The sequence below is a fragment of the Acinetobacter sp. CIP 102136 genome (assembly GCF_000369685.1).
Classification (GTDB): domain Bacteria; phylum Pseudomonadota; class Gammaproteobacteria; order Pseudomonadales; family Moraxellaceae; genus Acinetobacter; species Acinetobacter fasciculus.
The window spans coordinates 322,746-342,162 of record NZ_KB850142.1 but is presented as its reverse complement, the minus strand read 5'-3'; the positions used below and the strand labels follow the sequence as shown (position 1 = coordinate 342,162).

At 44.1% G+C, this 19,417-nt stretch carries 17 protein-coding genes and 1 other RNA gene; 8 read left to right on the top strand and 10 right to left on the bottom strand.

Going from position 1 to position 19,417, the window contains the following annotated elements:
- Positions 1-54 precede the first annotated feature (54 nt).
- Positions 55-238, top strand: a non-coding RNA gene (ssrS, locus tag F893_RS17380) — 6S RNA.
- Positions 239-451: 213 nt separating this feature from the next.
- Here the strand turns inward: ssrS and F893_RS17375 are convergent.
- From F893_RS17375 to F893_RS07040, 6 genes are all read right to left on the bottom strand, one after another.
- Positions 452-613: a YqaE/Pmp3 family membrane protein gene (locus tag F893_RS17375; RefSeq protein ID WP_004279504.1), complete on the bottom strand. Its 162-nt coding sequence runs from the start codon at positions 611-613 to the stop codon at positions 452-454.
- Positions 614-918: 305 nt separating this feature from the next.
- On the bottom strand, positions 919-2,205 hold the full coding sequence (locus F893_RS07060; protein ID WP_228127853.1) for a PQQ-dependent sugar dehydrogenase: 1,287 nt from the start codon (positions 2,203-2,205) through the stop codon (positions 919-921).
- A gap of 215 nt (positions 2,206-2,420) precedes the next feature.
- On the bottom strand, positions 2,421-3,128 hold the full coding sequence (locus tag F893_RS07055) for a GntR family transcriptional regulator (RefSeq protein ID WP_004279502.1): 708 nt from the start codon (positions 3,126-3,128) through the stop codon (positions 2,421-2,423).
- Positions 3,129-3,139: 11 nt separating this feature from the next.
- Entirely contained in the window at positions 3,140-6,739 is a 3,600-nt protein-coding gene (gene uca, locus F893_RS07050; protein ID WP_004279501.1) for an urea carboxylase, read from the bottom strand.
- Positions 6,740-6,806: 67 nt separating this feature from the next.
- A complete protein-coding gene (locus tag F893_RS07045) occupies positions 6,807-7,070 on the bottom strand; it encodes a hypothetical protein (protein ID WP_004279500.1) in 264 nt (87 codons plus the stop codon).
- A 452-nt stretch (positions 7,071-7,522) separates the two neighbouring features.
- The gene (locus F893_RS07040; protein WP_004730215.1) at positions 7,523-8,005 is read right to left on the bottom strand and encodes a VOC family protein; all 483 of its coding nucleotides are present in this window, start codon (positions 8,003-8,005) and stop codon (positions 7,523-7,525) included.
- A 442-nt stretch (positions 8,006-8,447) separates the two neighbouring features.
- Between F893_RS07040 and F893_RS07035 the strand changes: the two genes are divergently transcribed.
- Positions 8,448-9,029, top strand: a complete 582-nt coding sequence (locus tag F893_RS07035) for a 5-formyltetrahydrofolate cyclo-ligase (RefSeq protein ID WP_004279498.1) — start codon at positions 8,448-8,450, stop codon at positions 9,027-9,029.
- 147 nt (positions 9,030-9,176) lie between these two features.
- The gene (gene lon, locus F893_RS07030; RefSeq protein ID WP_004279497.1) at positions 9,177-11,603 is read left to right on the top strand and encodes an endopeptidase La; all 2,427 of its coding nucleotides are present in this window, start codon (positions 9,177-9,179) and stop codon (positions 11,601-11,603) included.
- A gap of 72 nt (positions 11,604-11,675) precedes the next feature.
- On the opposite strand, the gene F893_RS07025 is transcribed toward lon, so the two are convergent.
- A complete protein-coding gene (locus tag F893_RS07025) occupies positions 11,676-12,608 on the bottom strand; it encodes a M28 family peptidase (protein ID WP_004730218.1) in 933 nt (310 codons plus the stop codon).
- 167 nt (positions 12,609-12,775) lie between these two features.
- Between F893_RS07025 and rlmH the strand changes: the two genes are divergently transcribed.
- The 3 genes from rlmH to F893_RS07010 all read left to right on the top strand — a co-directional run bounded on the left by rlmH (position 12,776) and on the right by F893_RS07010 (position 15,047).
- On the top strand, positions 12,776-13,258 hold the full coding sequence (gene rlmH, locus F893_RS07020; RefSeq protein WP_004646335.1) for a 23S rRNA (pseudouridine(1915)-N(3))-methyltransferase RlmH: 483 nt from the start codon (positions 12,776-12,778) through the stop codon (positions 13,256-13,258).
- A gap of 111 nt (positions 13,259-13,369) precedes the next feature.
- A complete protein-coding gene (locus F893_RS07015) occupies positions 13,370-14,146 on the top strand; it encodes a DODA-type extradiol aromatic ring-opening family dioxygenase (protein WP_004279494.1) in 777 nt (258 codons plus the stop codon).
- Positions 14,147-14,273: 127 nt separating this feature from the next.
- Positions 14,274-15,047, top strand: coding sequence for an META and DUF4377 domain-containing protein (locus F893_RS07010; protein ID WP_034436014.1), 774 nt, complete (start codon positions 14,274-14,276; stop codon positions 15,045-15,047).
- A gap of 70 nt (positions 15,048-15,117) precedes the next feature.
- On the opposite strand, the gene gdhA is transcribed toward F893_RS07010, so the two are convergent.
- A complete protein-coding gene (gene gdhA / locus F893_RS07005) occupies positions 15,118-16,461 on the bottom strand; it encodes an NADP-specific glutamate dehydrogenase (protein ID WP_004279492.1) in 1,344 nt (447 codons plus the stop codon).
- 347 nt (positions 16,462-16,808) lie between these two features.
- Here gdhA and F893_RS07000 point away from each other — a divergent pair, with 347 nt between their 5' ends.
- On the top strand, positions 16,809-17,600 hold the full coding sequence (locus F893_RS07000; RefSeq protein ID WP_004279491.1) for an RnfABCDGE type electron transport complex subunit B: 792 nt from the start codon (positions 16,809-16,811) through the stop codon (positions 17,598-17,600).
- A gap of 3 nt (positions 17,601-17,603) precedes the next feature.
- Positions 17,604-18,317 (top strand): endonuclease III, encoded by a 714-nt coding sequence (gene nth, locus F893_RS06995; protein WP_004279490.1) that lies wholly within the window; start codon positions 17,604-17,606, stop codon positions 18,315-18,317.
- Positions 18,318-18,433: 116 nt separating this feature from the next.
- Here nth and F893_RS06990 read toward each other — a convergent pair whose 3' ends face one another.
- Positions 18,434-18,646 (bottom strand): hypothetical protein, encoded by a 213-nt coding sequence (locus tag F893_RS06990; RefSeq protein ID WP_004279489.1) that lies wholly within the window; start codon positions 18,644-18,646, stop codon positions 18,434-18,436.
- An 88-nt stretch (positions 18,647-18,734) separates the two neighbouring features.
- Positions 18,735-19,394 carry an adenylate kinase gene (gene adk, locus F893_RS06985; protein WP_004279488.1) on the bottom strand — a complete coding sequence of 220 codons (660 nt, stop codon included), beginning with the start codon at positions 19,392-19,394 and terminating at the stop codon, positions 18,735-18,737.
- Between the last annotated feature and the right edge of the window lie 23 nt (positions 19,395-19,417).

Below are 19,417 nucleotides of genomic sequence, written 5' to 3'. Positions count from 1 at the left end.
ACAGTTCATGAACAGCATAGAGTTGCCACACCGGGATTATTGTTTATAATTAACTTAACTCTGAGGTGTTCGCCAGCGGGTCTATTCCCCTGCCGATACTAACACTTATGGGTGTGTTCTGTATATTTAGAGTGTATGCCCATCTCCGTATGGGAAACCCAGCAAGTATACGTCGCATCCTCCTTGAACTCATCGGGTTCAGGGTAACGACACATGCAGCGGCATCTTCGGAGTACTTCAATTTCTTTTTCAAAATATAATTATAATTTTTCCTGAATTTCCTCTTATTTTAATTTTATAGTCTTTCTCTCGAACATTCTTCCAGATTCATTTTATTGATGTAATAATCATCTTGCATGAAAATGAACTCTTTTAAATTAAAAAAAGAAATCTAAATTGCTTTAAGTTAAATAAAGATGAAAAAGTTTTTGGTAACTCACTCCCCTATTTTTTAGGCAATTTTATCTCGATATAAAATATGCATCGCCCAGATTGCAGCAGGAATCCAGCCTAAAATCGAAATTTGAAGCATTAAGCACACTGTCGCTTCGACTGGTCGATGAAGGGTCATAAATAATGACCAAGGGAAGATAAATGCAATAATTGATTTCATTTTTAAAACCCTCTTTTGCCATGTTTTAAATTTTTATATCCAGTTTTTATGGGCACTTAAAACTGGTACTAAGATTTAGATATTTTTAATGGGATCAGCAGAATCTCTGTACATGCTGTAATCCCGCGTAAAAATATCCTGAAAGCCTAATTCAGCCAGCTTAAATGAAGCTTAAAAATTATTTTAAATCCGCTAACCTTTGCATATTTTCAATCAAAATATTGACGTTTGAATGAAACAGTCTTTGCTTTAACTTTTACTTTCCATAGATTCAGATCTGAATAAAATCTTGAATCCCTAGACCTTTATTTACTTACTGCAGCTAGTGTACTCAAGGCTGATACTCGCCAAATCACATCACCGACATCATCAGCAACCAAAATGGCACCGGAGGAATCTACCGCCACACCGACTGGTCGCCCATATGCATCGCCCTGATCACTTAAAAATCCAGTCAAGACATCTTGAGGTGGGCCCATCGGTTGCCCATTTTGAAAGGGAACAAAAATCACTTTATAGCCACTATGCGGTTTGCGGTTCCATGAACCATGCTGACCAATCAGCGCTCCATTTCGATATTGAGGCATCAGGTCTGCCCTATAGAAGGCCAAGCCCAATGAAGCTGTATGATTGCCCAATGCATAATCCGGTGGAATTGCTCGCGCAACTAAGGCAGGTTTTTGCGGTTTGACCCGTGTATCTACATGTTGGCCATAATAACTATAGGGCCAGCCATAAAAAGCACCTTCTTTGACAGAGGTCAGGTAATCAGGAACCAGATCATTACCGAGCTCATCACGTTCATTCACCACTGTCCAAAGTGTGCCGCTCTTAGGTTGCCAATCCATGCCATTCGGATTACGCAGTCCGATGGCAAAAGGTCGCGCTTGAGCACTGGCTATGTCAAATTCCATGATCAGTGCCCGGCCCTGCTCTTGCTCTAAGCCATTTTCAGCGACATTACTGTTGGAACCCACCGTGATATAGAGTTTGCTTCCGGCAGGATTGGCAATGACATTTTTGGTCCAGTGATGGTTTAAACGGCCTGCCGGTAAATCCAGCACCTTGGTACCGGCTGCTGTAATTTGAGTCGCACCGTTCTGATAAGGAAAGCGCATTAGGGCATCAGTATTCGCCACATACAACATATTGCCGACCAGTGCCATGCCAAATGGAGAATTGAGATTCTGTAAAAATACGATTTTTTGTTCAGCCACCCCATCTCCATTGCTATCGCGAAGCAGACTGATGCGGTTGGCACTGGGGTGCGATGAACCTGCACGTTGCATCACCCATTTCATGATTTTTCCTTTGATCCCTTTGCTATCATCGGGCTTGGGTGGTGCATCCGTTTCGGCCACCAGCACATCACCATTCGGCAATACATATAGCCAGCGCGGATGCTGCAACCCTTTGGCAAATGCCTGAACTTTTAAACCTGTCGCGGGTGTCGGCATTTTACCTTCAGGCCAACCTTTGGCGGGCGCCATATTGACTGTAGGCAGCAAGCTTGATTTTGGTTTGGGCAAATGTGGCTGGGAACCATAACTGTCATTGATAGGCGACTTGGAAGGCATGGTACATCCAGTCATGGTTAGGAGAAGTGCACAGCTGGCACCTGTAAGTAAAAGTTGAATAGGCTGATGAAGCATTTTTATCTCTTGTTATTATCATCCTCAACTTACTTTAAAAAACAATTTGAGATGCCACTAGCGGGTTCTTGTTTTTTCTGGTTATGAATTGGTTATCAATTTTGAGTTAAGTCTGATATTTATCTTGCTATAAAAATAAATTTATCCTGACTAACTTACGCAGGACGGCAGGATAACATTTCCAGAGTAATTTTTTTTACCTCATTACGGCTGTGTCGAATATGAGCCTCTAATATAGAAAGACAAGCGACTGCATCTTGGGCAAGCAGCGCCTTTAAAATTTGTTGATGCTCGGCATAGGTCGCTGTAACCCGATAATCTTTGGAAAAATCTAGACGGCGTATGATCCGAATTTTTTCGCTGATCTCACTATGTATTTTTGCCATTTCTGCATTGCCGGCTGCCAATACCAAATGACAATGAAATGCTTCATCTTCTACAGATAACCGCCTGAGATCATAGATATATTGTTCTGGTTGAATACACCAGGTTTGAATCAAAACAGCCAGAGCAACCTGCAACTGGTCTTTGGGCATCTGACAAAGTTGTTCGACTGCATAACCTTCCAATAAAATCCGCAGATCATACAGTTCTTCATAAACTTTAAAGTCTAGTGACCGAACCTTCCAGCCACTTCTAAACTGCACCTCGACATAACCTTCCTGCTGCAAGCGATACAAAGCTTGCCGGATGGGTGTACGGCTTACGGCATAGCTTTCAGCAATTTCCGATTCGGTAAAGCGCTCTCCCGGCATCAGCTTAAAGTCAAAAATGTCATTTTTAATTTTCTGGAAAACCAGCTCAGACAGATTGTCTGAGCTTTTTCCTGTCGCTTTAGTACTTGGATTGCGAACAATAGTCATGGCTCAATCCATTACTCCATATAGACCAGTGGCTCACCACTATGCACGGTCTGACCAGAACGGCAGATAATGGCTTTGACAATGCCATCATCGTCAGCATAGACCGGCAGCTCCATTTTCATGGCCTCGATGATGGCCACCGTGTCGCCTTTTTTCACAATCTGCCCGGCTTCTACAAAAATCTTCCAGATATTGCCGGTCATAGAGGCGTTGAGAGGGACATACTGGCTGTAATCGGTATCATCCTGCAGCACTTCTATTTCTACAGGTGCATCAAACTCGTCTTTCCAGCGTTCAACTTCGGTGCTAAAAGCAGCGTGCTGCTGCGCTTTAAAGGCGGCAATGCTGTCCTGTTCTGCAGCAAGGAAATCCTGATACGCTGCAAAGTCAAACTCGCATTCCTCAATTTTAATTTCTGCCAGACCATGGGTGAAATCAGCGCGGAACTGGTCCAGTTCGGCCTCAGTGACCTCATAATATTTAATCTGGTCAAAAAAGCGTAAGAACCATTGCTGATCGCCAAACTGTTTGTTCTTTTTAAACTTGTTCCAGATCGGCACGGTACGGCCGATCAACTGATAGCCACCCGGTGAGTCCATGCCATAAATACACATATACATGCCACCAATCCCGACTGTACCTTCAGCGGTAAAAGTACGGGCCGGATTATATTTGGAACTCAGTAAACGGTGGCGCGGATCGACTGGTACTGCACAAGGTGCGGTCAGATACACATCTCCTAGCCCCAAAACCAGATAATTGGCATCAAAAATAATGTCTTTAACTTGCTGACGAGTGTTTAGACCATTAATTCGCTGAATAAAATCGACATTATTCGGTAGCCATGGGGCCTTGGCACAGACACTTTCCTGATAACGCTCAACCGCACCCAGAGTCGCTGAGTCCTCAAAGGCCATGGGTAAATGGATAATTCTTGAAGGTATTTTAATGTCACGTAAATCACCCATCTGTTCTTCAAGACCAAGCAGGAAGTGAATCAGTTGCTGCTGGCTCAAACGCAGACCATCATATTTAATCTGCAAGGATCGCACACCAGGTGATAATTCCAGGATACCGTCAAGATCAGCTTCACGGATCAGTTGCATCAAGCGGTGTACGCGCAGGCGTAGGGCCAAATCCAGTACGTTGTCACCATATTCCAGTAAGATATAACTGTCACCTGCCTGACGATATACAGCTTTTGGTGCATCTGGTGTAGCTTCACGCAATGCCAGAATACTTTCTGCTTGAACTGCCACGACTTCAGCCTCGTAGGGCATCTCTGCCTTGGCAAAGTTTTGGAGGGTTTGAATTTGCTGCCGCTCCAGCGCATTGGCCTGTTCTACCGAAATTGGATAGAAGCTAATCGTGTCATCGGCTTTCAGCTGTCCAATTTTCCATAGTTCAGCTTTGACAATGGTTACCGGACAAACGAAACCGCCCAAGCTCGGACCATCTTTGGCTAAAATCACCGGGAAATCACCGGTAAAGTTAATCGCACCAATGGCATATTCACAGTCATGTACATTGGATGGATGCAGACCCGCTTCACCGCCATTTTCACGCGCCCAGTTTGGCGTCGGTCCGGTTAAACGGATACCCAATCGGTTCGAGTTAAAATGCACTTTCCAGCTTGATGCAAAAAACTCCTCAATATATTCAGCTTTAAAGAAATCAGGAGCGCCATGCGGACCATAGAGCACACCAATTTTCCATTCCTTGCCATAACTTGGAATCAGATCTGTTGCCAAAACTTCAGGTTCTGCAATCGCTAAAGGTAGACCATCGGCCGGCAGCTCAGGATTCACCATCTTAATCATGTCACCAGCCCGTAACACTCGGCCTGCATGTCCACCAAAATTACCTAAAGCAAAGGTAGAACGGCTACCCAGATATTCCGGCACATTCAGACCATTTCGTACAGCCAGGTAGGTCCGGCATCCGGATTCAACCTGTCCAATTTTTAGGGTTTGGCCTGCTTTTACCTGAATAGGCTGCCAGAAATTTACTGCTTCATCATCCAGACTTACCGGACAAGGTGCGCCAGTTAAAGCAATGATATTTTCTGCATGAAATTTGAGGATTGGACCTTGCAGGGTAAATTCAAACCCGGCGGCGGCCTCGACATTCCCAACAATTTTATTGGCCAGCCGGAAGGCATAATCATCCATTGGGCCTGAAGGCGGTACACCAATATCCCAATACCCGACACGACCCGGATAATCCTGAATCGAACTTTGTGTACCCGGCTGAATCACCTCAATCACATTCGGCACATATTTGAAATCATCCAGCATGCGTGTCCAGATCTGCATCTGTTCAAAACGTGGATCTGAAATAACAGTATGCACATAATCCAGATTGGTACTAATACCATTCAGGCGAGTTTCAGCTAAAGCTGATTTAAGCGTATGAATGGCGATATCACGGTCTTCAGCATGCACAATAATCTTGGCAATCATTGGGTCAAAGTATTGGGAAATTTCAGTTCCGGTACTCACCCAGGTATCAACCCGGACATCTTCCGGAAAAAAGACATCCGTCAAAATCCCTGGACTCGGCTGGAAATTTTTCACCGGATCTTCGGCATAGATGCGTACTTCAATCGCTGCACCCTGAGGCTGAATACTGCTTAGATGCTTCCAATCCAGAGTATCGCCTGCTGCCACTTTCAACATGCATTCGATCAGGTCCAGTCCAGTCACCATTTCAGTCACCGGATGCTCTACCTGCAAACGGGTATTCACTTCAAGGAAATAAAACTCGTCACGTGCTGCATCGTAAATAAACTCAACCGTACCGGCACTGCGATATTTCACCGATTTACCCAGTTCAACTGCCGCCTGATGCAGTTTTTGACGGGTTGCTTCAGGTAACTGTGCCGCTGGTGTTTCTTCCACAACCTTCTGATTACGGCGCTGTAATGAACAATCCCGTTCACCCAAAGCCACGACTTGTCCCTGACCATCCCCAAAAATCTGAACTTCGACATGACGGGCTTTATCGATAAAGCGTTCTAAAAATACCCCTGCGTCTTTAAAGAACTGCTCGCCCAGACGTTTTACACTTTCATAAGCCTCCCGAAGTGCCTCGGCATCATCACAACGGGTCAAGCCAATTCCACCACCACCTGCTGTGCTTTTCAGCATAATTGGATAACCAATTTTTTCAGCTTCCGCCAAAGCTTCGTCCAGACTATTTAGCAGACCTGTACCGGGAGTCATGGGTACATTGGCAGCTGCAGCAAGTTCACGCGCCCTGTGTTTTAAGCCGAATTCCAGAATCTGCTCCGGTGTTGGCCCCATAAAGGCAATATTATTTTCTTCGCAGGCACGGGCAAAGTCAGCACTTTCTGACAGAAAACCATAACCTGGGAAAATTGCTTCGGCCCCGGTATTCTTGGCTGCGGCAATCAGCTTTTCAATACTTAAATAGGTATCACTCGGTTTGGTACCTTCTAAGGACACTGCAATATCTGCATCAATCACATGCTGTGCATAACGGTCCGTTTCTGAATAGATGGCTATACTGGTTATACCCATTTTTTTTAATGTGCGAATGGCACGAATAGCAATTTCGCCGCGATTTGCAATCAGTACAGTTTTAAACATGTGAATCCCCTTTTATTCTCTCTATTTTTTGAATCTGCTGAATGGGTCTATTTCGTTGTTTTCTGATTCAGCTGCTGTATATAAAGCCGCTATCGACTATGTTCGCTGCTCTGTGTCGTAGCCTTTGATACATACCGTCCGCAAATACAGCTTTTTTAAATGCATCGTTTTTTGCTTGAAGAGGTGCAGCATTCGCAACCGGAATCCAGACAAGTTCACCCACCTCAACATGGGTAGTGCGTTGAGCAAGATGATTCAGTTGAAGCTGTTTTGGCTGATCGGCATCGCGCCATTTTCGGACTGTCCAGCCGATCATTTTCTGATGAAGCATTCTGTATCCAATCTTGTATCCAAGTTTGAATACAGTTATGCAGAACTTATGCCAGTTTAATTTTTATTTTATTTTCAATGTCTTAATAAAATTTAAGATGTATAAATTAGGGAGAATTTCATTGGATGGTTGTTTTTGGTTCAGCCTGTTTTCAATTCAGTGCAAAAATTATTCTGGAACTCATATTGCATGAGCTACATCTCTCCAACTTGTACGACACTGATATAAAAGCCTATCTATTAATGAACCTTTAAGGGAACCATTCAGCTTATATCTTGGGCTAGTAATAAAATTGGAGGTACTCCATGCCGGGCTTAAGGGGGTTTTAACCCAAGATGCATATAGGCACACAGGAGATGATCGAAAGGAAATATAAAAGGAGAGGTTTCAAATATTGAAGTAAATAAGGCTACCCAGTAATATTCACTGAAATTACGGATAATCTCTGTCACTCAACCACGAAAAGCGGCTTCAATCACGGCAACATCAATTTTCTTCATGGTCATCATCGCATTAAATGCGCGCTTGGCCGCAGCACGGTCAGGACTGTTACAGGCGTTGATCAGGACCATTGGCGTAATCTGCCAGGAAATACCCCACTTGTCTTTACACCATCCACACTCGCTTTCCTGACCGCCATTGCCAACAATGGCATTCCAGTATCGGTCTGTTTCTTCTTGGTCTTCAGTCGCCACCTGAAATGAAAATGCTTCATTGTGTTGAAAGTCAGGGCCACCATTCAGTCCAATGCAGGCAACGCCCATCACCGTAAATTCGACGGTGATAACATCGCCTTCTTTTCCGGAGGGATAATCTCCGGGTGCAAGATTGATCGCGCCAACTGAGGAGTTTGGAAAGGTTTCTGCATAAAATCGTGCTGCACCTTCGGCATCGTCATCGTACCAAAGGCAGATGGTGTTCTTCGCAATATTCATCATGTTCAATCTCCATTGATTTAGGTCTTACACGCTCTGCCTAAGCACAATGTGTTTCATATATCAGTCGAGAATAGTCATATGATCCCTTGTCTATCTTTCACCAAAAAACAGAATAAACCTACTTTAGAATTGTATTTTTATTGATCGAAAGCTGTTTCAAAGTGCTTAAACTGATGCGTTTCCAGAGTTTGTCACTGAACGATGGATTGCTTGGAAAATCGTGAATCAAAGAAAATGAATTGACCGTTTCGAGATATTAAAAAAATTAGTGATATAAATACTTTTTTAGTTTTTTAACTTTGAGACTGCTGGCAAAATTAGCCGAATTTAAATAACCAGATATGGAATCATATGAAATTTCAGCTCATAATTATTTTTTACTTTTCCAGAATTCCCACTTAGACTAGAGCACAATTTTGTTGCATATGCTTTTTGCCCTATGACCATTCAGGAATTAAGAAGATACCTTCGTAAAACGCGTCGTCATCTCTCTAAATTTGAGCAAAGGCAGTCCGCACAAAAAGTCTTAAACCGCCTGATCCGCAGTCCAGAATTTATTCATGCCCAACGTATTGGCCTGTATTTGCATGCTTTTGGGGAGATTCAGACCCAATCGATTATTGAACGCTGTTTTAAACTGGGCAAACAGGTGTATCTACCAGCGATTTGCGACATGAATCAGCAGCTGGTCTGGATCCGGATCACCCAGCATCAATATCATAACAAGCGCTTTGCCCATCATCGGCTGGGTATGCGAGAGCCCATGAGCACCCGTGGTGTGCATGTTTCCAACCTGGATTTATTACTCATGCCGCTATTGGCCTGTGATACTTCAGGCACACGGATTGGGATGGGCGGCGGTTTTTATGATCGTACCTTGGCTTCTGCGCCTGGGCGTCCGTTCCGTCTGGGGCTGGCACATGACTTTCAACTGCTGGCACAGCCGTTAAAACGTGAACCATGGGATCAGCCCCTTGATGCTTTAATCACCCCGACAATATTTATAAAGTTCAAACGTTAATTTTGCAATTTTATCCTTGCTAACTACTTTAAAATCACATAATTAGTCATTTTTTATACAATTTAATCTTAACTGCCCTTGTATTTTTAAAATTACCCATCACTATTAAAAGCATGGCAACACCGTTGTCACTCATTAGGAGTGCTCATGTCTGAAATTATTATGAATCAAGAAACCTTAGAGCCTCAGGTTCCAAGTGTATTACCCCTTTTGGCGCTGCGTGATGTGGTGGTTTATCCACATATGCAAATTGCGCTGTTTGTCGGTCGTGAAAAATCGATCAATGCAGTTGATGTGGCTCGTAACAGTGACAATCTAGTATTTGTAGTTGCGCAAAAAGATTCGCTTACAGAAGAAATTGATCACGACAATTTATATCAATACGGTACTGTCGCGAAGATTGTGCAAGTTGTGAATCACGAAAATGATGAAAACTGTATTAAAGTCCTGATCGAAGGCCTGCACCGTGCCAAGCTGAAAACTATCATTGACGAAACTGAGTATCTGACAGCAGAGCATGAACTCAGCCCAATGACGGTGAGCGTCGATGCAGACACCCAAGCTGTGCGCTTGCAGGAATTACGTGCGCTTTTCGCTCAATATGCAGAAGCGAAACTTCGTAATGCGCGTGAACTGATCACCGCAGCCAACAAAATTGAAGATCTATTACAGTTATTGTTCTTCGTCGCAACCCGTGTTCCCTTGAATATTGATGTCAAACAGAAATTCCTGGAACATGACGAATTCGAAGCGCATTTGACTGAGCTGATGACTTATCTATTGCAACAGTCTGAAGAACAACAGATTGAGCAAACCCTGCATGATTCTGTTAAACGTCAGATGGAAAAGAACCAGCGCGAATATTTCCTGAATGAAAAAATGAAAGTCATTCAGCGCGAGCTTTCTGATATGAATGGTGGTGCGGAAGACGATGTCGCTGAAATTGAAAAACGTCTGGCTGAAGCAGATTTGCCTGAGCATGTACGTAAAAAAGCAGAAGCTGAATTCCGTAAATTAAAAGCGATGCAGCCTGCTTCAAGTGAAGCTGCTGTGGTACGTAACTATCTGGAAGTCATTCTGGATACACCATGGAATAAAGCCAGCAAAGTCAGCATTAACCTGAGCAAAGCACAGGAAATTCTGGATGCAGACCATTATGGTCTGGACGATGTCAAAGATCGCATTGTGGAATATCTGGCAGTTCAGTCACGCGTGAAAAAATTGCGTGGCCCGATTCTGTGTCTGGTTGGTCCTCCAGGTGTGGGTAAAACTTCACTCGGTGAATCAATTGCCAAAGCAACTGGTCGTGAGTTCGTGCGTATGGCACTGGGCGGCGTGCGTGATGAAGCGGAAATTCGCGGTCACCGTCGTACCTATATCGGTGCGATGCCAGGTAAAATTGTGCAGTCATTGACTAAAGTGGGTGTAAAAAACCCGTTGTTCCTGCTCGATGAAATCGACAAGATGGCGCAAGACTACCGTGGCGATCCGGCTTCTGCGATGCTTGAGGTACTTGATCCATCACAAAACAACAAGTTCAGCGATCACTATCTGGATTTGGATCTGGACCTGTCTGAAGTGATGTTTATCTGTACCGCGAACAGCATGAACATTCCTGAGGCCCTACTGGACCGTATGGAAGTGATTCGTCTCCCGGGTTATACCGAAGAAGAGAAAGTCAATATTGCGGACCGTTACCTTGTTCCTAAAGCAATCAAGAACAATGGTCTACGTGCCAAAGAATTGACCGTGCATGAAGAGGCGATTCGTGACATCGTGCGCCGTTATACCCGTGAAGCCGGTGTTCGTAACCTTGAACGTGAAGTGTCAAAAATTGCACGTAAAGTGGTAAAAGAAGCGGTTAGCAAGAAAGCCAAAAACCTTCAGGTTGAAGTGACCGCAGGAAATCTTCCAGATTACTTGGGTCCACATAAATTTGACTACGGTATGGCGGAAGAAGAAGCGCAAATTGGCCGTGTAAATGGTCTGGCTTGGACTTCTGTCGGCGGTGAATTACTGACCATTGAAGTTGCAGCAGTCCCAGGTAAAGGCAAGTTCATTACCACCGGTTCTCTTGGCGATGTCATGAAAGAATCGATTACCGCTGCGATGACTGTAGTGCGTACCCGTGCGGATGAACTCGGCATCGAAGCCTCGCGCTTTGAAGAAACCGACGTGCATGTGCATTTACCTGAAGGCGCAACACCGAAAGATGGTCCATCGGCAGGTTTGGCTTTGACTACAGCATTGGTATCTGCTTTCACGGGTATCCCGATTCGTCCGGATATCGCGATGACAGGTGAAACCAGTCTGGGCGGTCGTGCGCTGCGTATCGGTGGCTTGAAAGAGAAACTTTTGGCAGCCCATCGTGGTGGCATCAAGCTGGTATTCATTCCACAGGAAAACGTACGTGACCTGGCGGAAATTCCAGAAAATGTCAAAGAAGGTCTAGAAATTAAAGCCGTAAAATCGATTGATGAGATTTTACCGCTGGCACTGACCTCTTTGCCAAAAGCCTTGGTTAAAGCACCAATTGTGAAAACCAAAGAAGAAGCGAAAGCAGCGCGTCATTAAGACTTGATGTTTCATATAAAAAACCCTGCTTCGGCAGGGTTTTTTATTGAGTTATTGAATAAAACAACTGAATTATGGCTGTAGTGCCATCGTAACCAATCCATCAATCACATGAGTCATCTTGTTCAGATCAAGCTTGTCGAGGGTATCCAATTCGGTATTGTAATAAGGATTACGATAACTCGCAGTATCGGTAATCAGCATGGTCGAATAGTTGAATTTGGCATAATTCAGATAGCCCGAGAAATTCATATCCTGAGCAAAACTTGGGCTGACAAAGCGTTGACATTCCAGACGGTTAAAACGCTGCATGGCATCACAATAATCTCCAGTCAGGCCAGTTGAGGCTAAATGCCCAATGGCTGCAATGAAATTGCCATGTCGTGGATAAATCCATTTTAATCCCACCGGATAGCTCTGCACCTGATGTTCATCAAAATAACCAATCGAATCCAGAATCACCACGCCCTCAATTTTCTGCTTCTGCTTTTTTAAAGACTTGGCATGCATATAACTGCCCATATGTTCTGTCTTGAAAAAAGGCGGCTCTTCAAGCGTATAGAAAGCAAATTCGACATTATGTTTGAGCTTGGATTTTTGTAAAGCGAGTAGTCTTGCTGTTTCTACTAAGCCCACCACACCTGAGGCATTATTATCAGCCCCATATCGGGCACTGAAAACATCATAATGTGCTCCCATTACCATTTTGGTTTTGGCTTGAGTATCCAAACTACAGATGACATTTCGGTAGCTCAGGTTATTGACCACATAGACCTGAAACTGGCATGGGATGCCAAAGCGCTGCATCTGCCCTTTAATCCAGGCAGATACCCGATTCAGCTCTTTCAGATTTTTATAATTTCGGTATTCATCAACACTCATGATCTGGCTAAAAAATAATTCCAGATGAGAGACCTGAGCATTTTTGCTCGAATTGGCTGCACAGAGACTAGGCCCCATGAGGCCTATCAGTAACAGCAGCACAGTACAACATCCTTTTATCATGACACTGTTCCGCATTTATTATTATTCCATTCCTTTATCAAGCGGATACTTGAACTACGGACATTAAAGCAACACTAAATCTCTCATTTCAATTTCAATTTGTTTCCCTGCTCAACTTCATGTTGTTTGATCGTTATAATGAGGTATCCAATTATTGATCTGTCTGTATGAAAATCCGTATCCTAACCATTGGTCAAAAAATGCCAGCGTGGGTGCTGACTGGTTTTGAAGATTATTTCAAACGTATTCAGCCTTTTGTACAGACCCAGATTATTGAACTGCCGATGGCCAAGCGCGGGAAAAATGATTCTGAAGCGGATATTCTGAAATACCGTAATATTGAGGGCGACAGTATTTTAAATGCGCTCAAGCAGAATGAAACCCTGATTGCGCTTGAAGTGGGCGGACGTGAATTCAGTACCGAAAAACTGGCTGAAACCATGAAAGGCTGGATGCTGGAAGGCAATGATGTAGCACTTGCGATTGGCGGGCCGGATGGTCACTCAGAAGCCGTGCGTAAAGCTGCTGCATGGCACTGGTCACTTTCCAAGTTAACCCTGCCGCATCCACTGGTACGTGTCATGCTGATCGAGCAGCTTTATCGTGCCATGAGCATCAATAACAACCATCCTTATCATCGGGCAGGCTAATGATTTTGCTGAAGCGTTCTTTATATGCAACGTTTTGTTGAATAATATCTCCTGCTCTTATTTCTATTTTTCATGCATTATTGAGGTATCTTTCCAGATGTGGTTTGACTTATGAACTTACAAACGTTGCCCGGCTTATTTATTTCTCATGGCTCTCCTATGCTGGCGCTGAATCCTGAGCAAGTGGGTCCTGCCTTGCATCGTTTGAGCGAAAATCTGCCACGCCCGGAAGCGATTATTGTGATGTCTGCGCATTGGGAAAGTGATGCGTTGGAAGTCAGTAGCGCAATTCGCCCAGAAACTTGGCATGATTTTCGTGGTTTCCCGCCTGAACTTTATCAATTACGCTACCCTGCACCGGGAAATCCTGAATTGGCCGAGAAAGTCTTAGGCTTGCTGGCCAATGCCGGCTTTTCTGCACATGCCAACAGTACTCGTCCGCGTGATCATGGGGTATGGATGCCGCTGCTACATATGTATCCAGATGCCAACATTCCCGTGGTAGAAATTTCCTTACCCATGTCGATGAGTGCGGATGAAATTTATCAGATTGGTCAAAGTCTCGCACCTTTACGTGAACAGCAAATCCTGCTGATTGGTTCGGGCAGTATTACCCATAATTTACGTGAACTGTCTTGGGATGGATCGGCTGCTGATGTACCCGAATGGGCCTCAGGCTTCCGTAATTTTGTGGTGCATAAACTGACGCACAATGATTATGATGCTGTACTGGACTGGTCCAATATTCCGCATATGGCACGGAATCATCCAACGCTGGAACATTTTGCTCCGATTTTCTTTGCGATAGGCACAGGTCAGCGTTTTAGTCTGGTACATAGCAGTTTCACCATGGGTTCACTCGGTATGGATATTTACCGCTTCGATTAATCTTGCTTCAGCGCTAAAATCTTAATGATGGATACATTTTGCAACTCAAAGCTGCGAAATGTATCCATATTTTTTTGCAATACATCCATTATTATTGTTTGAACTTTATATACTTCATTATAAGTCCATGAAATTAAAATTTATTGTGCTGGCATTATTGCCTTTAACTTTTGCAGGCTGTCAGTCCAGTGATATTCAACGAGCTGGAGATCTTGCGGTGGCCACCATCCAACAAAAAAATGCAGATCAGATTCTTCCAGCCTATTACTGGGAACTGAATCGTGGACTAGAACGACCCGTTGTACTGAGTTTCAACGCTCAAGGCCGGCTGAGCGCCGTGACGGGCTGTAATGGACTCGGGACGACCTGGTCAGTCAAAAACAATATCATCACCACCAGCGAAGTTATAGGCACTGAAATGGCCTGTGATGCAGCATTGATGGAGCAGGAACGTTTTGTCAGCCAACTTTTACAGAAGCGTGACATTCCTTTTACGCTCAATACCACAGATCCTGACAAGCCGACCCTGACGTTGATGGCCGCAAATGGTCAAACCTATGAATTTATCGGGAAAATGACTCCGGAAACCAAATACCAAGGACAGGCTGAAACAATTTTTCTGGAAATTTCCCCCGATACCAAACAATGTACCGGCGTAACCCAACAAAGCTGCTTGCAAGTCAAAGAAGTGAAATATGATCAGAATGGCCTGAAAACTCAGGTCGATAAGGACTGGACTTTATTCTATGATCAGATTGAAGGTTTTCGGCATTCACCAAATGAACGGCAGATTATTCGGGTCAAACGTTTTGAAATTAAGCATACGGCAGCTGATCAATCGAAATATGCCTATATTTTTGATATGGCGGTTGAGCGTGAATTAGTTAAGGGTGCTCTTTAAGGCTAAAAATACCAGATATAAAAAAACCGGGGCAACAGCCCCGGTTTTTTCAGCTTAGACTAAGTCAGACTTAGAATACGCCTTGAGCAAGCATTGCATCAGCAACTTTTACGAAGCCAGCAATGTTCGCACCGTCAACATAGTTCACAGTACCGTCTTCTTTAGTACCGAATTTCACACAGTTACGGTGAATTTCTTTCATGATTGCGTGTAAACGCTCATCAACTTCTTCGAAAGTCCAGCCTAAACGCAATGCGTTTTGAGACATTTCCAGACCAGAAGTTGCCACACCACCTGCATTTGATGCTTTACCTGGCGCATAAAGAATTTTCGCTTCAACGAATTTCTCAACCGCTTCAAGCGTAGAAGGCATGTTCGCACCTTCAGCCACACAGATTACACCGTTTGCAAGAAGCTGAGCAGCGTCGTCTGCATCAAGTTCGTTTTGAGTCGCACATGGCAATGCGATATCACACTTGATACCCCAAGGACGTTGTCCTTCAAGATATTCGAAACCATGTTTAGACGCGAATTCTGAAATACGGCCACGTTTTACATTTTTAAGTTCCATGACTTCAGCAAGAAGCGCCTCAGTGAAACCGTCTTTAACGTGAACTGTACCGGCAGAGTCAGAAAGTGAAACCACTTTCGCACCGAGGTACATTGCTTTTTCAGCAGCATATTGCGCGACGTTACCAGAACCTGAAATCGCAACGACTTTATCTTTGAAGCTTTCGCCACGAGACTTAAGCATTTCCTCAGCAAAATACACAGTACCGTAACCCGTTGCTTCCGGACGTGCCAATGAACCACCGAAAGTTAAACCTTTACCAGTGAATACACATGCCGTATCGTTACTTAATTTTTTCATCATGCCGGCCATGTAGCCCACTTCACGACCGCCTACACCAATATCACCTGCAGGGATATCTGTGTTCGCACCAAGGTGACGATACAGCTCGATCATTAAAGCCTGGCAGAAACGCATGATTTCGCCTTCTGATTTGCCTTTAGGGTCAAAATCAGAACCGCCTTTACCGCCACCCATAGGAAGTGTGGTTAAAGCATTTTTAAATGTTTGCTCAAAGCCTAAGAATTTTAGGATTGAAAGATTCACTGAAGGGTGGAAACGCATACCACCTTTAAATGGACCGATCGCTGAGTTGTACTGTACGCGGAACGCACGGTTTACTTGAGTCTGACCTTGGTCATCTACCCAAGAAACTCGGAACTGGATCGCACGTTCTGGCTCAACTAGACGTTCTAGCAAACCATGTGCTGCGTATTGTGGATTCTTTTGAATGAATGGCCACAAACTGGTCATCACTTCTTCGACAGCTTGAAGAAATTCTGGTTGGTGTGCATCACGTGATTTTACGTAATCTAGGAACTCATTAAGTGTGTTGTATTTCAACGCTTAATCCTCAGCAGAAAATGGATCAAAATTGGTCAAATTTACAATCAATGTTAAATTTTGGCGCAAAATATTAAATATCTTTTGTAACTAATCTACAATACTTTTTTTGAAAATACTTTAAAATTAATTTGATAACAAATATTTATATTGATTATGAATATTTTTTCTATGTCAGGAAATGCCCATTGAATCAAGGCTTAGATTCAGATTTATGCTTAATAATAAGGCATAACTTGACCCTTAATTGCGCACGACTTAGGAGTTTAAAAATATGTTAAAATGCATAACTCGACATATTTTGTTTCACTTACTGCAAAGCTCAGCATGAGCAGCTCTGGTTATTCATGAATTCGCCAATTTCTCTGGTCCAATCGATTGATGCTTTACTCCCTCAAACCCAATGTGGACTCTGTGGTCATCGTGACGGATGTTTACCTTATGCCCAGTCGATTGCTGAGGGTGAAAATGCCAATAAATGTGTGCCGGGCGGACAGCCTGTTGCCGATGCTTTGGCTAGATTATTAAATCGCCCTAAACTTGTGGCAGAAGAAAGTGTCTGGCCAGTTCAAGCCGATGGTCGTCCTCAGCGCATCAAAGCCGTAATTCGTGAAGATGAATGTATTGGCTGTACCAAATGTATTAGCGCCTGCCCCGTCGATGCGATTATTGGCTCAGGCAAACTGATGCATACCATTCTGACCGACCTCTGTACTGGCTGTGAGCTGTGTATTCCCCCTTGTCCGGTAGACTGCATCGATCTGGTTGAAGATCAACAACCCTTGCCGACTGAAGCTCAGCGTCTTGCTGAACAGGATGATCTGCGTCAGCGTTACTATGCGCACATCCAGCGTGAAGAAAAACGGCGTACCGATCGTAAGGGACCTGTGGTCCGTGCAGAAATCGATACTGCCCTGTTTGCCCGTTTCTCTGCTTTAAATGAGCAACTTCCTGTGATTGAAGTCGCGAGCAAGCCAGAGAATGCACCTGTAGCTTTCGATTCCAAGACCACGATTGAACTGGCAAAACTACGTACCCAAATTAAAAAACTGGAAAAACAGCTTTCGGTTCGTGAAGATGCCCGAAAACGCACCCAACTGGAAGAACTGACACAGCAATTACAGGCTTTACAGGGATAGAACATGACCACAGCAAAGGCCAAGCTCGTTAAAAACATGACCAAAAAGCAGATTCAGACCTTTTTTGAACGCCTGCGTGAACAGCGGCCTAACCCAAAAACTGAGCTGAATTATTCCAATCCCTTTGAATTACTGGTCGCGGTCACGCTCTCTGCTCAAGCTACCGATGTCAGCGTCAACAAAGCCACAGACAAACTCTTTCCAGTCGCCAATACACCGGAAGCCATTTATGCGCTAGGTGTGGACGGCTTGAAGGAATATATCAAGACCATTGGTTTATATAACTCGAAAGCGGTCAACGTGATTAAAGCCTGCGAGATGCTGATTCAGAAGCACAACAGCATCGTACCGGACAATCGTGCAGACTTAGAAGCCCTGCCGGGTGTAGGTCGTAAAACGGCGAATGTGGTACTGAATACGGCCTTTGGTCAGCCGACCATGGCGGTTGATACCCATATTTTCCGGGTAGGTAACCGTACCGGACTAGCGGTTGGCAAAAATGTGCTGGAAGTTGAACACCGTCTGGTCAAAGTCATTCCCAAGGAATTTATCATTGATTCACATCACTGGCTGATTTTACACGGTCGTTATACGTGTATTGCGCGCAAACCGAAATGTCATGAATGTGTAGTATCCGATGTGTGTAACTGGCCGGATCGGTTTGAATTTGGTGCAGCCCGCCAAATTGCAGTGAAAAATATTGAGCTTGCTGAATAGAACGGCGTGATCAAGCTGGGATAAAAATAGGTGACCAATGTGTCACCTTTTTATCGACTATGAGAAGAGTGCTTTTCGTTCAAACTAAATTCTTAGCTGAGCTGAACTATTATGGATTATTTATCCTGATCTTGTTCAGCCTTTTCCTGCTGCTTGCGCTGTTCAAGTTCGGCTTGTAATTTTGGATGGAGCTGGCGCTCAGGTCGCTTTGCTGCATTTTCAGCACGTTCTTCCTGACGTACTTTGTTGAGCATTTTAAAACTGAAATAGAACAGACCTACCAATACTGCCAGAAAGACTACCATCAACACCAATACGCCAAATTTCATAGCAACAAGTACCCTGTTCAAATACGCAATAAAAAAGAGCCCTAATATGACTTAGGGCTCTCCGATTGTCAAAATCATCGTCAGCCGATTATTTTGCCTGATCCAGAATCGCGAAAAGATCAGTTTGAACTTCATCGATTGGACGTAAACCATTTAGCTTGTCATAAGTTGGTGCATTTTCACCAGACGCTGCACGGCCTTGGTAGAAACCAACCAGTTGCTCGGTTTCAGTATGGTAAGAACCTAGACGCTTACGAATGGTTGCTTCCTGGTCATCAGGACGTTGAACCAGATCTTCACCCGTTTCGTCATCTTTACCTTCCACTTTTGGCGGGTTGTAAACGATGTGATAGACACGGCCAGATGCAGGATGCTGACGACGGCCAGAAAGACGTTGTACGATTTCTTCATCTGGTACATCAATTTCAATCACGTGATCAATTGCAATGCCTTCTTTTTCCAAGGCTTCTGCTTGAGGAATGGTACGCGGGAAACCATCAAAAATGCAGCCGTTTACACAGTCAGGTTGCGCAATGCGCTCTTTCACCAGACCAATGATCAACTCATCAGAAACCAAACCGCCATTGTCCATGACACTTTTAGCTTGTAGACCTAATTCAGTTCCTTCACGAATTGCAGCACGGAGCATATCACCGGTTGAAATTTGTGGGATATTGTAGCGCTTACAGATCAACTGAGCTTGTGTACCTTTACCTGCTCCAGGTGGTCCGAGTAAGATAATGCGCATATATAAACATCCTCATTTAAACA

What these genes read in the sequence shown, in the direction of transcription:
- nth (WP_004279490.1), top strand. Translation starts at nt 17,604, where the DNA reads ATGACCACAGCAAAGGCCAAGCTCGTTAAAAACATGACCAAAAAGCAG.
- lon (WP_004279497.1), top strand. Translation starts at nt 9,177, where the DNA reads ATGTCTGAAATTATTATGAATCAAGAAACCTTAGAGCCTCAGGTTCCA.
- F893_RS07010 (WP_034436014.1), top strand. Translation starts at nt 14,274, where the DNA reads ATGAAATTAAAATTTATTGTGCTGGCATTATTGCCTTTAACTTTTGCA.
- F893_RS07060 (WP_228127853.1), bottom strand. Translation starts at nt 2,205, where the DNA reads ATGACTGGATGTACCATGCCTTCCAAGTCGCCTATCAATGACAGTTAT.
- F893_RS07015 (WP_004279494.1), top strand. Translation starts at nt 13,370, where the DNA reads ATGAACTTACAAACGTTGCCCGGCTTATTTATTTCTCATGGCTCTCCT.
- adk (WP_004279488.1), bottom strand. Translation starts at nt 19,394, where the DNA reads ATGCGCATTATCTTACTCGGACCACCTGGAGCAGGTAAAGGTACACAA.
- F893_RS07040 (WP_004730215.1), bottom strand. Translation starts at nt 8,005, where the DNA reads ATGAATATTGCGAAGAACACCATCTGCCTTTGGTACGATGACGATGCC.
- rlmH (WP_004646335.1), top strand. Translation starts at nt 12,776, where the DNA reads ATGAAAATCCGTATCCTAACCATTGGTCAAAAAATGCCAGCGTGGGTG.
- uca (WP_004279501.1), bottom strand. Translation starts at nt 6,739, where the DNA reads ATGTTTAAAACTGTACTGATTGCAAATCGCGGCGAAATTGCTATTCGT.
- F893_RS07035 (WP_004279498.1), top strand. Translation starts at nt 8,448, where the DNA reads ATGACCATTCAGGAATTAAGAAGATACCTTCGTAAAACGCGTCGTCAT.
- F893_RS07055 (WP_004279502.1), bottom strand. Translation starts at nt 3,128, where the DNA reads ATGACTATTGTTCGCAATCCAAGTACTAAAGCGACAGGAAAAAGCTCA.
- F893_RS06990 (WP_004279489.1), bottom strand. Translation starts at nt 18,646, where the DNA reads ATGAAATTTGGCGTATTGGTGTTGATGGTAGTCTTTCTGGCAGTATTG.
- F893_RS07000 (WP_004279491.1), top strand. Translation starts at nt 16,809, where the DNA reads ATGAATTCGCCAATTTCTCTGGTCCAATCGATTGATGCTTTACTCCCT.
- F893_RS07045 (WP_004279500.1), bottom strand. Translation starts at nt 7,070, where the DNA reads ATGCTTCATCAGAAAATGATCGGCTGGACAGTCCGAAAATGGCGCGAT.
- F893_RS17375 (WP_004279504.1), bottom strand. Translation starts at nt 613, where the DNA reads ATGAAATCAATTATTGCATTTATCTTCCCTTGGTCATTATTTATGACC.
- F893_RS07025 (WP_004730218.1), bottom strand. Translation starts at nt 12,608, where the DNA reads ATGATAAAAGGATGTTGTACTGTGCTGCTGTTACTGATAGGCCTCATG.